The sequence below is a fragment of the Youhaiella tibetensis genome (assembly GCF_008000755.1).
Classification (GTDB): Bacteria; Pseudomonadota; Alphaproteobacteria; order Rhizobiales; family Devosiaceae; genus Paradevosia; species Paradevosia tibetensis.
In genome coordinates, this window is sequence record NZ_CP041690.1 from 2,833,826 (window position 1) to 2,847,936 (window position 14,111).

Annotated in this window: 16 protein-coding genes; 12 read left to right on the plus strand and 4 right to left on the minus strand. The window is 64.1% G+C overall.

Annotated elements, in window-relative coordinates; translation table 11 throughout:
- The first annotated feature begins 34 nt into the window (after positions 1 to 34).
- The 4 genes from purQ to FNA67_RS13865 are packed head-to-tail and all read left to right on the plus strand — an operon-like array spanning position 35 to position 4,489.
- Positions 35 to 703 (plus strand): phosphoribosylformylglycinamidine synthase subunit PurQ, encoded by a 669-nt coding sequence (gene purQ, locus FNA67_RS13850; protein ID WP_147656386.1) that lies wholly within the window; start codon positions 35 to 37, stop codon positions 701 to 703.
- Positions 703 to 1,347, plus strand: coding sequence for a Pr6Pr family membrane protein (locus FNA67_RS13855; RefSeq protein WP_147656387.1), 645 nt, complete (start codon positions 703 to 705; stop codon positions 1,345 to 1,347). Before purQ ends, FNA67_RS13855 begins: the two co-directional genes overlap by 1 nt.
- On the plus strand, positions 1,344 to 3,575 hold the full coding sequence (gene purL / locus FNA67_RS13860) for a phosphoribosylformylglycinamidine synthase subunit PurL (protein WP_147656388.1): 2,232 nt from the start codon (positions 1,344 to 1,346) through the stop codon (positions 3,573 to 3,575). Before FNA67_RS13855 ends, purL begins: the two co-directional genes overlap by 4 nt.
- A 14-nt stretch (positions 3,576 to 3,589) precedes the next feature.
- A complete protein-coding gene (locus FNA67_RS13865; protein ID WP_147656389.1) occupies positions 3,590 to 4,489 on the plus strand; it encodes a LysR family transcriptional regulator in 900 nt (299 codons plus the stop codon).
- Positions 4,490 to 4,535: 46 nt separating this feature from the next.
- Here the strand turns inward: FNA67_RS13865 and FNA67_RS13870 are convergent, their stop codons facing one another.
- Complete coding sequence (locus tag FNA67_RS13870; protein ID WP_049705719.1) at positions 4,536 to 4,988, minus strand: ester cyclase; 453 nt, start codon at positions 4,986 to 4,988, stop codon at positions 4,536 to 4,538.
- A gap of 183 nt (positions 4,989 to 5,171) precedes the next feature.
- On the opposite strand from FNA67_RS13870, the gene FNA67_RS13875 reads away from it, so the two are divergent.
- From FNA67_RS13875 to FNA67_RS13905, 7 genes are all read left to right on the plus strand, one after another.
- Positions 5,172 to 5,405, plus strand: a complete 234-nt coding sequence (locus FNA67_RS13875) for a BolA family protein (protein WP_147656390.1) — start codon at positions 5,172 to 5,174, stop codon at positions 5,403 to 5,405.
- Positions 5,405 to 5,734: a DUF6665 family protein gene (locus tag FNA67_RS13880; RefSeq protein WP_147656391.1), complete on the plus strand. Its 330-nt coding sequence runs from the start codon at positions 5,405 to 5,407 to the stop codon at positions 5,732 to 5,734. The genes FNA67_RS13875 and FNA67_RS13880 overlap by 1 nt, the downstream gene beginning before the upstream one ends.
- Positions 5,731 to 6,390 (plus strand): HAD family hydrolase, encoded by a 660-nt coding sequence (locus FNA67_RS13885; protein ID WP_049705722.1) that lies wholly within the window; start codon positions 5,731 to 5,733, stop codon positions 6,388 to 6,390. The genes FNA67_RS13880 and FNA67_RS13885 overlap by 4 nt, the downstream gene beginning before the upstream one ends.
- Positions 6,387 to 6,941, plus strand: a complete 555-nt coding sequence (locus tag FNA67_RS13890) for a hypothetical protein (protein WP_147656392.1) — start codon at positions 6,387 to 6,389, stop codon at positions 6,939 to 6,941. The genes FNA67_RS13885 and FNA67_RS13890 overlap by 4 nt, the downstream gene beginning before the upstream one ends.
- A 123-nt stretch (positions 6,942 to 7,064) precedes the next feature.
- Positions 7,065 to 7,409 (plus strand): Grx4 family monothiol glutaredoxin, encoded by a 345-nt coding sequence (gene grxD, locus FNA67_RS13895; RefSeq protein WP_147656393.1) that lies wholly within the window; start codon positions 7,065 to 7,067, stop codon positions 7,407 to 7,409.
- A gap of 165 nt (positions 7,410 to 7,574) precedes the next feature.
- Positions 7,575 to 8,816 carry an MFS transporter gene (locus FNA67_RS13900; protein ID WP_244616353.1) on the plus strand — a complete coding sequence of 414 codons (1,242 nt, stop codon included), beginning with the start codon at positions 7,575 to 7,577 and terminating at the stop codon, positions 8,814 to 8,816.
- 95 nt (positions 8,817 to 8,911) lie between these two features.
- Positions 8,912 to 10,171: a multidrug effflux MFS transporter gene (locus FNA67_RS13905; RefSeq protein ID WP_049705726.1), complete on the plus strand. Its 1,260-nt coding sequence runs from the start codon at positions 8,912 to 8,914 to the stop codon at positions 10,169 to 10,171.
- Here the strand turns inward: FNA67_RS13905 and FNA67_RS13910 are convergent, their stop codons facing one another.
- Together FNA67_RS13910 and ttcA are read right to left on the minus strand one after the other, a co-directional pair.
- Positions 10,172 to 10,993: an inositol monophosphatase family protein gene (locus FNA67_RS13910; RefSeq protein WP_147656395.1), complete on the minus strand. Its 822-nt coding sequence runs from the start codon at positions 10,991 to 10,993 to the stop codon at positions 10,172 to 10,174.
- Complete coding sequence (gene ttcA / locus FNA67_RS13915) at positions 10,990 to 11,847, minus strand: tRNA 2-thiocytidine(32) synthetase TtcA (protein ID WP_371874374.1); 858 nt, start codon at positions 11,845 to 11,847, stop codon at positions 10,990 to 10,992. Before ttcA ends, FNA67_RS13910 begins: the two co-directional genes overlap by 4 nt.
- Positions 11,848 to 12,004: 157 nt before the next feature.
- On the opposite strand from ttcA, the gene sbmA reads away from it, so the two are divergent.
- Positions 12,005 to 13,345, plus strand: coding sequence for a peptide antibiotic transporter SbmA (gene sbmA, locus FNA67_RS13920; RefSeq protein ID WP_049705729.1), 1,341 nt, complete (start codon positions 12,005 to 12,007; stop codon positions 13,343 to 13,345).
- 83 nt (positions 13,346 to 13,428) lie between these two features.
- On the opposite strand, the gene rpsD is transcribed toward sbmA, so the two are convergent.
- Complete coding sequence (gene rpsD, locus FNA67_RS13925) at positions 13,429 to 14,046, minus strand: 30S ribosomal protein S4 (RefSeq protein ID WP_147656397.1); 618 nt, start codon at positions 14,044 to 14,046, stop codon at positions 13,429 to 13,431.
- Positions 14,047 to 14,111: the final 65 nt, after the last annotated feature.

Below are 14,111 nucleotides of genomic sequence, written 5' to 3' on the forward strand. Positions count from 1 at the left end.
CTCGCACACCCCATACATACTGCGAGGCCACCCGATGAAGTCAGCTGTCATCGTGTTCCCCGGCTCCAATCGCGACCGCGACATGATCGCGGCGCTGACCAAGATTTCAGGCGAGGCTCCGGCCGTCGTCTGGCATCACGACAGCGAGATTCCGGATGTCGACCTGATCGTGCTTCCCGGCGGCTTCTCCTACGGTGATTACCTGCGCACCGGCGCCATCGCCGCCCGCTCCCCGATCATGAATGCGGTCCGCGAGGCTTCGGCCAGGGGCGTCCGCGTCCTCGGCGTCTGCAACGGCTTCCAGATCCTCACCGAAGCGGGCCTGCTGCCCGGCGCCCTCCTCCGCAATGCCTCGCTCAGGTTCGTCTGCCGCGAGGTCAAGCTCGAGGTCGCCAACAACCAGACCGCCTTCACGCAGGGCTACGCCCAGGGCCAGATCATCCGCTGCCCGGTCGCCCACCATGACGGCAACTACTTTGCCGATGCCGAGACCCTCAAGGCCATCGAGGACAATGGCCAGGTGGCGTTCCGCTACGCCGAGGGCACCAACCCCAACGGCTCGCTCAACGACATCGCCGGCATCTTTAACGCCGACAAGACCGTACTGGGCCTGATGCCCCATCCGGAAAACCTCATCGAAAGCGCCCATGGCGGCATCGATGGTCGTGGCCTCTTCGAAGGGCTGGTGCGGCAGGTCGCTTGATGAACCCTCAGCGCGTCCTGACCCTGGTCGGTTTCCTGATCGGCGTGGTCGGACTGGTCCTGCAGTTCTCGATTTCCATCCCTGCCTACCTCTCGGCAGGACGAAACCTCGCGGATGCGCTGATCACCTTCTTCACCTTCTATACGATCCTCACCAATCTCGCCCTGGTGCTGATCTACCTTTCGGACCTCACCAAGGCCCAATGGCTGGGTTGGTTCCGCCTCGAGCGCACGCGCGCCATGATGGCCGGCGCCATCCTGCTCGTCATGCTGTTCTATCACGCCCTGCTGGCCAGCCTCTGGTCGCCCGAAGGTGCCGCCTGGGTAGCCGACAGCATCCTCCACTACGTGACGCCCATCTTCTACATCGTCTGGTGGTGGATCTTTGCCGACCACGGCAAGCTCGGCTGGCGCGACGTGCCGATGATGCTGGTGCCCTCGCTCATCTACATCGTCTGGGTGCTGCTGCGCGGGGCCGTCGTCGCCGAGTACCCCTACCCCGTGTTCAACGTCACCGAGCTGGGCTATCCCCAGGTCATGCTTAACATCGTCATCGTCGCCATCGCGCTGGCAGTCTTCTTTTGCTGCGCGCTCGCCGCTGACCGCTATCTTGCCCGTTCCTCGACCATCCGGACCCCCGAATGACCTTCCAGAACTACGTCGTCATCACCCCGCAACTCATCGCGGACCACGGCCTCAAGCCCGACGAGTTCGACAAGATCGTCAAGCTCATCGGTCGCCAGCCCACCTATACGGAGCTCGGCATCTTCTCGGCCATGTGGAACGAGCACTGTTCCTACAAGTCCTCCAAGAAATGGCTGCGCACGCTGCCCACCAGCGGCCCGCTTGTCATCCAGGGCCCGGGCGAGAACGCCGGTGTCGTCGACATCGGCGACGGCCAGGCCGTGGTCTTCAAGATGGAATCCCACAACCACCCGTCCTACATCGAGCCCTACCAGGGTGCGGCGACCGGCGTGGGCGGTATCCTGCGCGACGTCTTCACCATGGGCGCGCGCCCGGTCGCAGCCATGAACGCCCTGCGCTTCGGCGCTCCGGACCATGAGAAGACCCGTCACCTCGTCTCCGGCGTCGTGGCCGGCGTCGGCGGCTACGGCAACTCCTTCGGCGTCCCGACCGTGGGCGGGGAAGTCGAGTTTGACGAACGCTATAACGGCAATATCCTCGTCAACGCCTTCGCGGCCGGCCTCGCCGACACCGACAAGATCTTCTACTCCAAGGCCGAAGGCGTCGGCCTGCCCGTCGTCTATCTCGGCGCCAAGACCGGCCGCGACGGCGTCGGCGGCGCCACCATGGCCTCGGCTGAATTCGGCGACGACATCGAGGAGAAGCGCCCCACCGTGCAGGTCGGCGACCCCTTCACCGAAAAGCGCCTGCTCGAAGCCTGCCTCGAGCTCATGGCCACCGGCGCCGTCATCGCGATCCAGGACATGGGTGCCGCCGGCCTCACCTGCTCGGCCGTCGAGATGGGCGCCAAGGGTGACCTCGGCATCGAACTGGACCTCGACAAGGTGCCGGTCCGCGAAGAGAACATGACGCCCTACGAGATGATGCTCTCGGAAAGCCAGGAGCGCATGCTCATGGTGCTGCATCCCGAAAAGGAAGCCGAGGCCCGCGCCGTCTTCGAGAAGTGGGAACTCGACTTCGCCACCGTCGGCATCACCACCAACGACCTGCGCTTCCGCGTGAAGTGGCAGGGCCGCGAAGTCGCCAACCTACCCATCAAGGATCTCGGCGACGAGGCGCCCGAATACGATCGTCCCTGGATCGAACCCAAGGCTCCCGCCCCGCTCGCCGCCGACGACATCCCTGCCTATGACGTGGCCGACGCTCTCCTCAAGCTCATCGGCTCGCCCGCTCTTTCCTCGCGCCGCTGGGTCTATGAGCAATACGACACCATGATCCAGGGCAACTCGCTCCAGCGCCCCGGCGGCGATGCCGGCGTGATCCGGGTCGAAGGCACCGAGAAGAAGGCCCTGGCCTTCACCTCCGATGTGACCCCGCGCTATTGCGAAGCCGACCCCTATGAGGGCGGCAAGCAGGCCGTGGCTGAAGCCTGGCGAAACCTCACGGCCACCGGCGCCGATCCGCTCGCCGCCACCGACAACCTCAACTTCGGCAATCCCGAGCGCCCCGAAATCATGGGCCAGCTCGTCAAGGCCATCGAGGGAATCGGGGAAGCCTGCCGCGCGCTGGACTTCCCCATCGTCTCGGGCAACGTCTCGCTCTACAACGAGACCAATGGCAAGGGCATCCTGCCGACCCCGACCATCGGCGGCGTGGGCCTCCTCCCCGATTGGGACAAGATGGCTCGCATCGGCTTTGCCGGCGAAGGCGAGATGATCCTGCTCTTCGGCGCTCCGGCGCTCTGGGGCACGCATCTGGGTCAGTCCATCTACCTGCGCGATCTCCACGACCGCCGCGACGGCCCCGCCCCCGCCGTTGACCTTGCCCACGAGCGCCGCGTCGGCGACTTCGTGCGCAACCTCATCCGCTCCGGCAAGGCCACCGCGGTCCACGACGTCTCCGATGGCGGCCTCGGCATCGCCCTGGCCGAAATGGCCATCGCCTCGGGCATCGGCGCCACCATCAAGAAGCTCGAAGGCCAGCACGCGATCCCGCTCTTTTTCGGCGAGGACCAGGGCCGTTACATCGTCACCGTCAAGGACATTCCCGACGTCGAGGAATTCTCGCGCTTCATGTCCGAGATCCGCGAAGCCGGCATCTTCGCTCCCTGGATCGGCACCACGGGCGGCACCAAACTCAAGCTGGGTGCGGCGCGCGGTGTACCGGTGAAGGACCTGCAGAAGGCCTACGAAGGCTGGTTCCCCGGCTACATGGCCGGCGAGCTCTGATCACAGCGGGCGCGATGTACGATTGGAACGATCTCAAATTCCTTCTCGCCATCGCCCGCACCGGTTCGACGCTGGGCGCCGCCAAGGCGCTCGGCGTCAACCAGTCCACAGTCGCCCGGCGCTCCGAGGCGCTTGAAGACGCCTTGGGCATCCAGCTTTTTGAACGTCGCCCCGGCGGCTATCGCCTGACGGCTCGCGGCCAGGAACTCGCCGCGATGGCCGAAGCGGTCGAGGCCGGCGCGACCCACATCGCCGATACGGCCGCCTCCTGGCGCCGCCAGATTTCGGGGACGGTCCGGGTCACGACCACCGAACTGGTCGCCACCGCGATCCTCGCTCCACTCATTTCCCGGCTTTCCGCCACCCATCCCGGCCTTACCGTCGAACTCATCGCCGGCGACAGGCGCCTCGATCTTCAACGTAGCGAGGTGGACGTGGCCATTCGAGTCGGCTCCAACCCGAGCGAGCCGAGCCTCGTCCAGAAACACCTGGGCGAGAGCGTCTGGGCCATCTTCGCCGCCCGCAGCTACGCCGACCAATACGGGCTTCCCGGCACGGCCGGGGACCTGGCCGCCCATACGATCCTGGCCGGCGGCGGAGATCTCGTAACTCTTCAGCCACTCGAGTGGCTGGCCGAGGCGGCAGCGGGCGCCCGCATCGCCATGCGATGCAATTCCGTTCCCAACCTCATCGCCGCGGTGAGGTCGGGCGTCGGCATCGGCCCGTTGCCGTATACGGGCGTCGACGAAACGGTCGTCCGCTGCCTTGACGTCGAATGGCGGTCCGATGTCTGGCTCCTCTACCACGAGACCCAACGCTCGACCCCGCACATCCGCGCGTTCCTGGATGCCTTCACCGCCTATTTCGCCACCGTGCGAGGCAAGGTGGACGGAACGGCTTTCGCTGTGCATTAGGGTCCGCTCCGTCGGCACGACGGACGGATCCCACAGCGACAGCCGCTTAAGCTACGACCTTGACCCCCACTGCCGGCTTGGCCGGCCCGGCGGCCTGCGGGAAGCCGACCTGGCGAGCCTGCGAGGCAGCATCGCGCACGCCCCAGCGGCGGCTGATCAAGCCATCGCGCAACTCGAACCATTCGATGGCGACCAGCTCGAAGCTCTTGCCGGTCGGCTCGGTCATGCCAAGGAACGGCGCCGTCCAGCGCCCGCTTTCGGTGAAGCGCACCACAACGATATCGCCTTCGGCCACCATGCCCTCGACCTTGAGCGTCATGTTGAGGCTGCCGGTCAGCGCCCGCCAAACGATCATGGCTTCATCGACCGGAGCCGCGCCGGTGACGCCTTCGATACGCGCATCGTCATGGAAGACGGCGCGCAACTTGGTGAAATCGCGTTCGTTCATCGCCGACACATAGGTCTCTACGATCGCTTTGTTCTTTTCGACAGAGTTCATGGCAATTCTCCTGGTTAGAGGCGCCCGGGGCGCCGTGAAGGCCGCTTGCTAAGGCCCGCGCCCGTTCCTCTCAATCAGCGATTGCGCCGCCTGGTTCTGCGAAACTGCATACCCCCTCCGCCGGTTGACGCATCCGCGTCGAGCGCTCATATCTCGGGCTGGACTACAGACGGAGCCAGCGCCATGCCCATGCCAGCCAGTGAAATCGAACGCCGCATCCGCGAAGCGCTCCCCGATGCCCGGATCGAGATCCGCGACCTGGCGGGCGACGGCGACCATTGGGCCGCGACCGTCGTTTCCGAGGCATTCCGCGGCAAGACGCGCGTCCAGCAGCACCAGCTCGTCTACAAGGCTATCGGCACCGACATGGGCGGCGCCCTGCACGCCCTGGCCCTCACCACCGGCGTCCCCGACTGATGTCGCTGCGCGATTCCCTCGACCTTATCCGGGCCGTCCGCCCCGAGGCGGGAACCGCCGCCCTTCAGAACGAGATCATGGCCGAGCGAGCCTCCTCGCTCGGCATCGCCGAGCAGCGCGTCGCCGAAGCTATTGACGCCCTTGAAGCCGCCCCCGAAGCCAGCCGCCCCGAGACCCTCGCCACGGCCCGCAAGGCGGTGTGGGAGTATTTCGTCCAGCGCGAACTCTGCGGCTTCCGCCGCCACCAGGACGTGATTCAGGATTTGAGAATTCCTCCGCAAGTCCTTCTTGGACTTGGCGCAATGCAACCCATGCGAAAGCCTAGATGACACGAGCCGTTCTATTCGACGTCGATGGCGTGCTGGTCCACAGCCGCTTCCATCCCGATGAAGGCGCGCGCCGTTTCTGGGACAGTCACCTGCTCGAGGACATGGGCGTCGACCCGGTTCGATTCCAGGGCCTTTTCGGCGCCAGCTTCGACCAGGTCGTGATCGGCAAGCGATCGCTCGTTGCCCTGCTCGACGCCTTCCTGCCCTCGGTCGGCTACAAGGGCTCGACCATGGATTTTATCGGCTACTGGCTCGCGCGCGATGCCAATCTCAACTTCCAGTTGCTCGACCTCGTCAAGCGCCTGCGCGCCACCGGCAAGGTGCGCGTCTACATGGCCACCAACCAGGAACACCTGCGCGCGTCCTACCTCTGGAACGAGCTCAAGCTCAGCCACCTGTTCGACGACATGTTCTACGCCGCGCGCCTCGGCGCCATGAAGCCGGATCGCGAGTTCTACCTGCGCACCGAAGACTTCCTCGGTCCCCAGGACGAGCCGCCCCTGCTCTTCGACGATTCCGATCGTGTCATCGCCAGCGCCAACAGCCATGGGTGGGAGGCGGTTCTGTTCAACCACGTTGACGACTGCGCCAACCACCCCTGGATCGCGAACATCCTCGCAGGCACCAGCGCCGCTCGCCTCAAGGAAACGACATGATCCGCACCTGCCTCGCCATGGCCTTGACGACCACCAGCGCACTTGCCGCGATCCCGTCCGCCCTCGCGGTCGAGCCGGAATGCCATGCCAACGACAAATACGTCGTCATAGGCCTCGAAAAGTCCGACGATGTCGGCACCGATTTCCTCGTTCGCAACAAGGCCACCCCGGCCATGAAGGTCGCCTGCAAGTTCAAGCCGACGGATGGCGACTTCGCCGTCGGTGGTCCCGACGAGCCGCTATGGTTCGAGGCGCTTGAGGGCGACCACCTCGTGCTTACCCGCTCGACCGGCCCGCAGGGCATGCTCGTCGTCTACAACCTTGCCGGCCGGATCTCGGTGCTCGATGTCGACGCCGAGGACGTGGTTGTCGACCCGGAAGGCATCGCCTTCTGGCAACCCACCGGACCGGGCACCGCCGAAAACTGCGAGCAGTTCGCCGAGAACGAGGCCGACGGCTTCGGATCCGTGATCCAGGTCTCAAGCCGCTTCAGCTTCACCACCGATACCGTCGCGACGGGCAGCGAAACCCGTTGCAGCATCACCCAATAGGCAGCGCGTCTCGAAAAGGTCATCGTCCAATGCCGATGATGCTCTCGACATGCCTGCCTATCGGCACTATTTAGGGCTCAACCATGTCCGGCCCTTGATCCGGACAATGAAAGGCGCATCCTCATGTCCGAAACCAACGACATCAACGCATTCATCGACAACGCGGTGAAGACCAACGACGTGTTCCTGTTCATGAAGGGCACGCCTGATTTTCCCCAGTGCGGCTTTTCCGGCCAGGTCGTTCAGATCCTGAACTACCTCGGGGTCGACTATCAGAGCGCCAACGTGCTCGCCGACCAGGAACTGCGCGAAGGCGTGAAGGTCTACACCAACTGGCCGACCATTCCCCAGCTCTACGTCAAGGGCGAGTTCGTGGGCGGCGCCGATATCGTGCGTGAGATGTTCCAGAACGGCGAACTCCAGGCGCATTTCGAGCAGAACGGCATCGCGGTCAAGCAGAGCGCCTGATCGCAGGTTACTCCTGCCCGAACCAGCAAGCCGCGCCCCAGGCGCGGCTTTTGCTTTTTGGTCCCATCACCGGACTTGATGGGAACCATCACCCGAATGCGCTTTTCGTGATGAGCGGCCCGGCGTATGAGTCCCTTCCCCCAAAAAGCCGAAGGGACTGCCAACGTGACGTCCATTACCGCGCCCTCCGTTCGCTCCGCTGCCGTGCCGCTGGTCGTCGTAATCGTGGCCGGTTGCATCATCGCGGCCATCGGCAACGGCATCCGGACGAGCTTCGGCCTCTTCACGCTTCCCATGACTGCCGACCTGGGCATGAGCCGGGAGGCCTACGGCATGGCCATGGCCATCCAGAACCTGGCTTGGGGCATCACCCAGCCATTCGCCGGCGCCTTTGCCGACCGCTACGGCACCGCCCGCACCGTGGCCGTAGGCGCGGTCATCTACGCCCTGGGCGTGGTGCTGATGGCCTATTCGCAAACCTCCATGATGCTCAACCTCACCGCGGGCGTCATCACGGGCGTCGGCATCGCCATCTGCTCGTTCAGCGTCGTCATGCAGGCCTTCGGCCGCAGCGTGCCCGCCGAGAAGCGCAGCTTCATCTTCGGCATCGCCACTGCCGCCTCGTCCTTCGGCCAGTTCGCCTTCGCGCCCATTGGCCAGGGCTTCATCAATGCCTTTGGCTGGCAAACCGCGCTCGTTTATCTGGGCGCCATCCTGCTGCTCGTGGTGCCGCTCTCGGCGGCGTTGCGCGGCCGCACCGAGGCAGCGCCCGGCCAGGCGGACATGCCGTTCTTCACTGCCCTGCGCAAAGCCTGGAAGTTCCGCTCCTACCGGCTGCTGGTCACCGGCTTCTTCGTGTGCGGCTTCCACCTGGCCTTTATCAACGTCCACATGCCCGCCTTCCTCGTCCAGTGCGGCCTCACCCCGGAAGTGGGTAGCTGGTCCATCGCCGTCATCGGACTCTTCAACATCGCCGGCTCGCTTCTCTCGGGCTATCTCGGCGGCAGGGTGCCCAAGCAGATCCTGCTCGCCAGCATCTACCTCTCCCGCGCGGTCGCCATCGGGCTGTTCATGCTGTTCCCGGTCACCGAGGTCACGGCCTATCTCTTTGCGGGCGCCATGGGCCTCCTCTGGCTCTCCACGGTCCCGCCCACCGCCGGTCTCGTCAGCGTCTTCTTCGGCGCGCGTTACATGGGCATGCTCTACGGCATCGCCTTCCTTTCCCACCAGATCGGCTCGTTCGTGGGCGTCTGGCTAGGCGGCTATGTCTTTGACCTCACAGGTTCCTACAACCTCGTCTGGTACCTCGGCATCCTGCTCGGTCTCGCCTCTGCCGCCGTGCATCTGCCGATCCGGGAAATGGCCGCGCCGCTCTTCCGGCCCGCTTCGCTTCAACCCGCCCAATAGGCTCAAGGCGGGTTGAAAAAACCTCCCTCGGGGTCCATGGTCGCGGCCTGTTTTCGCCGGGCCGCTCCAGGTCCCTGTATTTTTTGAGACATCTCATGACGACGACAACAATGGCGGCGCGGGAAGTATCCCGTCCCGTCTTCATTGCCCTTATTGCTTCGCTGATGGCTCTCAACGCGCTGGCCATCGACGTGATGCTGCCCGCCCTGCCCTACATGGGCGAAGCCCTTGGCATCGCCAACGAGAACGAGCGGCAGTTCGTGATCTCGGCCTACATGGTCGGTTTCGGGTTCGCCCAGCTCTTTTATGGCCCCATCTCGGATCGCTTCGGGCGCCGTGTGCCGATCTTCGTCGGCCTGAGCATCTATACGGTCGCCGCCCTCGCCGCCGTCTTCGCCCCGAATTTCGCCACGCTTCTCGTCATCCGCGTCATCCAGGGCATCGGTGCTGCGTCCACCCGCGTGATCGCCACCTCGATCGTGCGCGACAAATATTCGGGCCGTGCGATGGCCGAAGTCATGTCGCTGGTCTTCATGGTCTTCATGATCATCCCGATCATCGCCCCGGGCATCGGGCAGGTAATCCTGCTCCAGGCGCCCTGGCAGGGGATCTTCATCTTCATGGCCGTGCTCTCGGCCATCGTGATCACCACCACCTATTTCCTGCTCCCCGAGACCCTGGCGACCGGCAATCGGCGCCCATTGACCATCGGCGCAGTCTTCGACGGGTTCCGCATCGTCTTCACCAACCGGGTCGCCTTCATGTACGGCGCCGCCGGCATGCTCACGTTCGGCGCGCTCTTCGGCTTCATCTCGACCAGCCAGCAGATCTTCGTCGATATCTACGGCTTCGGCCCCTATTTCCCCGTCGCCTTTGCCGTGATGGCCAGCTTCATGTCCATCTCCTCGTTCCTCAACTCGCGGATCGTGTCGCGCTTCGGCATGCGCCGCATCTCGCATTTCGCGCTGCTCGTCTACACCAGCCTCGCCGGCATCTGGGTGGTAGCCAGCCTCTTCGGGCCAATGCCGTTCTGGCTGTTCTTCATCCTGCTGACCACGGTCATGTTCATGTTCGGCTGGGCCGGCTCGAACATGAATTCGCTCTCCATGGAGCCTCTCGGGGCGGTCGCCGGCACGGCGTCATCGGTCTTCGGCTTCCTCCAGACCATCGGGGGCGCAGCCATCGGCTCGTTCATCGGCCAGCACTTCGACGGCACTGTCACCCCCGTAGCCCTGGGCTACTTCAGCATGGGCGCGCTGGCGCTCATCTGCGTGCTGATCGCGGAACGTGGCCAGCTGTTCGGCGTAGGAGCCGAATACTCCCACACCGACTTCTCGCACCACGAAGCGCACTGATCAGAGGGTGAACACCTCACGCCGCAGCGCCTCCCATGTGCTGCGGTCGGCCGCCACGATCAGCCCACCGTCGACGTGGCGAGGCAGGTAGGGTTCGCCATCAAGGCGCGCCGCGTATCCACCCGCTTCCTGTACCATCAGCGCGCCCGCCAGGTGATCCCAGGGCATCAGCTTGCTGTAGGCTGCAAAATCGGCGAACCCCGATACCAACGTTCGGTACTCGTGCCCGGCGCAACGGTAGTTGGCAAACATCCGCGCCTTGGCGAGGTTGGCCAGTATCTCCGGGCGCCGGTCCGGCGGCAGAAACGCAACCGACGCGAGACCCACCATCTGGGCAAGCGGCTTGGGCGCGGCGAAGGCCAGCTTCGTGCGCTCTCCGTCTGCCCGCACCCGCCAGGTACCGCTGCCCTTCTCGGCCAGCATGAAGTCATCGCCCATCGGGTCGTAGATGACGCCGGCGACGGTTTCCCCGCCCGACACCACCGCCGCCATCACCGCAAAGAGCGGCAGCCCGGCGGCAAAGTTCGCCGTGCCGTCGATGGGGTCCACGACAATCGCAAGATCTGCTTCGGCCAATCTCGCAAGCAGCGCAGGGTCCGCCGCCACCGATTCCTCGCCCACGAACAGCGCGTCTGGTGCGAGGGCGGCCACCTTGCCCTTGATGAACCGCTCGGCCTCTTCGTCAGCCTCGGTCACCAGGTCGATGGCCTCGCTCTTGCGCCGTACCTGCTCCGGCTCGAGGTGCCGGAAGCGTGGCAGGATTTCCGCCTTCGCCGCGTCGCGGAGAATGCCGGCCAGCTTGTCGATATCGATGCGGGTCACTGCTGGCCTCCTGCGATGCCTGCGAAATCGAAGAGCCGGGAATCGAGCAGGTGGCTCGGATTGACGTTGCCCAGCGCCCGGATCATCACGTCCTTGCGCCCGGGCATCTGCTTTTCCATGCCATCGAGCATGGCCTTCATCGCGTTGCGCTGCAGGCCATCCTGGCTGCCGCACAGGTCGCAGGGAATGATCGGGAAGGCCATGATTTCGGCAAACCGCGCCAGGTCGGGCTCGGCGCAATAGATCAGCGGCCGCAGCACCTGCACGTCACCCTCGTCATTGAGCAGCTTGGCCGGCATCGCCGCAAGCTTGCCGCCGTGGAAGAGGTTCATGAAGAACGTCTCGAGGCTATCCTCGCGATGATGGCCGAGCACCAGCGCCGAACACCCCTCCTCGCGCGCGATCCGGTAGAGGTGCCCGCGCCGCAACCGCGAGCACAGCGAACAATAGGTCGCCCCCGCCGGGAGCTTGTCGGTCACAATCGAATAGGTGTCCTGGTATTCGATTCTGTGCTCGACCCCGATTTTGGCAAGGTACTCGGGCAGGATGTGCTTGGGAAAGTTCGGCTGCCCCTGATCGAGATTGCACGCGATCAGTTCGACCGGCAGCAGCCCGCGCCACTTGAGATCGAGCAGCAGCGCCAACAATCCATAGGAATCCTTGCCGCCCGAAAGCGCCACCAGCCATCTGTCGCCCGGCCGCACCATTCCGAACTTGTCGATCGCCTCGCGCGTCAGCCGTATCAACCGCTTGCGCAGCTTGTTGAACTCGACGCTCGAGGCAACCTCGCGAAACATCGGATGGGTGGAGGTGGCATCCTCCGTTTCGATGGACTCAGGTGAGGATAGGATCATCTCGTTCATGGCGGGCTCCGTGCCGCAGACCTGTAACGCTTACGGCATCAGAGGAAAAGAGCCACGCCTTGCCGTATTGGCGCCCAGATCGCTCACATGTTGTTTTGTTTAAGCCCTCACAAGTAGGATGAGGGTACAAACACCCTCGGAGACCCCCGTGTTCCGCTCGTTCTTCCCAGTCCCAAAGATCTTCTTCACCTCGGCAATCGTCTGGTTGCTCGTCGCCGTGCTTGCCTGGTTTGCCATCGGCGAGCAACTTCGCGCAGTCATCAGTATCGACCACCTGGTGACTCCAACCGTCTGCGCCGGTGCCGCGCCCGAGGAACCGAGCGGCGCCCGCTCTCCCGAAGCGCCCGCCATAACCCCGGCCGCGCCGGTTGATGGCACCGCCGCGCAACCGAATTGCGTGGCCGAGGACAACAATTTCCTCAACGGCGACAAGATCTGGCTCTACGAGTACGTGCTGCTGATCTCCGTCCTCTTCTGCGTCTTCTGGTACTTCTACAAGCGCAACGAATGGTACTGGTGGTCGGTCGTCGGTTCCACCGGCATCCTGCTCGTGATCTACTTCAACGTGCAGATCGATGCCTGGGTGAACGACTGGCAGGGCACCTTCTTCAACCTCCTGCAGAAGGCCCTCTCCCAACCCGGATCGGTTTCCCCCACCGAGTTCTACGCGCAGATCTTCGTGATCTTCGCCGTGCTGCTTCCCAACATTCTCGTGCTGGTACTGCTGGCCTTCTTCACGTCCCACTACGTGTTCCGCTGGCGCAAGGCGATGAACGCCTACTACATGTCCTACTGGCAGACGATCCGCACGGTCGAGGGCGCCGCCCAGCGTGTGCAGGAAGACACGATGCGCTTCGCATCGATCGTCGAAGACCTCGGCACCAGTTTCTTCTCCTCTCTGATCACGCTGGTCGTGTTCCTGCCCATCCTCTGGACCCTCTCCCAGCACGTCACCGAACTCCCCTTCTTCGGAGACATTCCGGGGAGCCTGGTCTGGGTGGCGCTGGTCGCGGCCGCGGCCGGCACTGTCTTGCTGGCACTCGTGGGCATCAAGCTGCCAGGGCTGCAATTCGAAAACCAGAAGGTGGAAGCAGCTTACCGCAAGGAGCTTGTCTATGGCGAGGACAGCGCCGAGCGCGCCCAACCGCCAACCGTGCGCGACCTCTTTGCCCACGTGCAGAAGAACTACTTCCGCCTCTACTTCCACTACACGTACTTCAACCTGGCTCGGTATGGGTATCTGCAGGCCGCCGGCTACATACCCCTGCTGGCGCTATCGCCCTCCATCCTCGCCGGCACGCTGACCCTGGGCCTCTATCAGCAGGTGCAGCAGGCCTTCGGGCAGGTTTCGGTCTCGTTCCAATTCTTCGCCCGCGCCTGGACGACAATTGTGGAGCTGCAGTCCATCCACAAGCGTCTGCGCCTCTTCGAAAGCTTCATCCCGGTCGGTCAAGAAGCCGTCCGCGAACCCGAACAGGTGGTGGCCTAAGGGCCACCACTTCATCACGCGCAACAAAAAAGGGCCGCTCCGAGGAGCGGCCCTTTCCATATTCGGTTTGTACGTCGCGCCGATTAGCGCGAGTAGAATTCCACGACCAGGTTCGGTTCCATCTGGACCGGGTACGGCACGTCGGCCAGGGCCGGAACGCGCACGTAGGTGGCGGACATCTTGTTGTGGTCGACTTCGATGTACTCGGGCACATCGCGCTCGGCGAGCTGGGTGGCTTCAAGAACGATCGCGAGCTGGCGCGACTTTTCCTTGAGCTCGACCTTGTCGCCCGGCTTGACCTGGTAGGAAGCGATCGTGACGCGCTTGCCGTTGACCAGCACGTGGCCATGGCTCACGAACTGACGGGCTGCGAACACGGTCGGAACGAACTTGGCGCGGTAGATCACGGCGTCCAGGCGGCTCTCGAGCAGACCGATCAGCTTCTCGCCGGTATCGCCCTTGATACGCGAGGCTTCCTGGTAAAGGCGCTTGAAGGCCTTTTCGGTGATCGAGCCGTAGTAGCCCTTGAGCTTCTGCTTGGCGCGCAGCTGCAGACCGTAGTCCGAAGCCTTGCCCTTGCGGCGCTGGCCGTGCTGGCCGGGGCCATAGGCACGGTCATTGAGCGGGGACTTCGGGCGACCCCATAGGTTTTCGCCCAAACGGCGGTCGATCTTGTACTTAACTGAATGGCGCTTCGTCATCGCGTGTCCTTTGTGAACGAAGAGAAATGGACCGCGCCCTCCTCTGCCCCAGCGCTTTCGCTCTG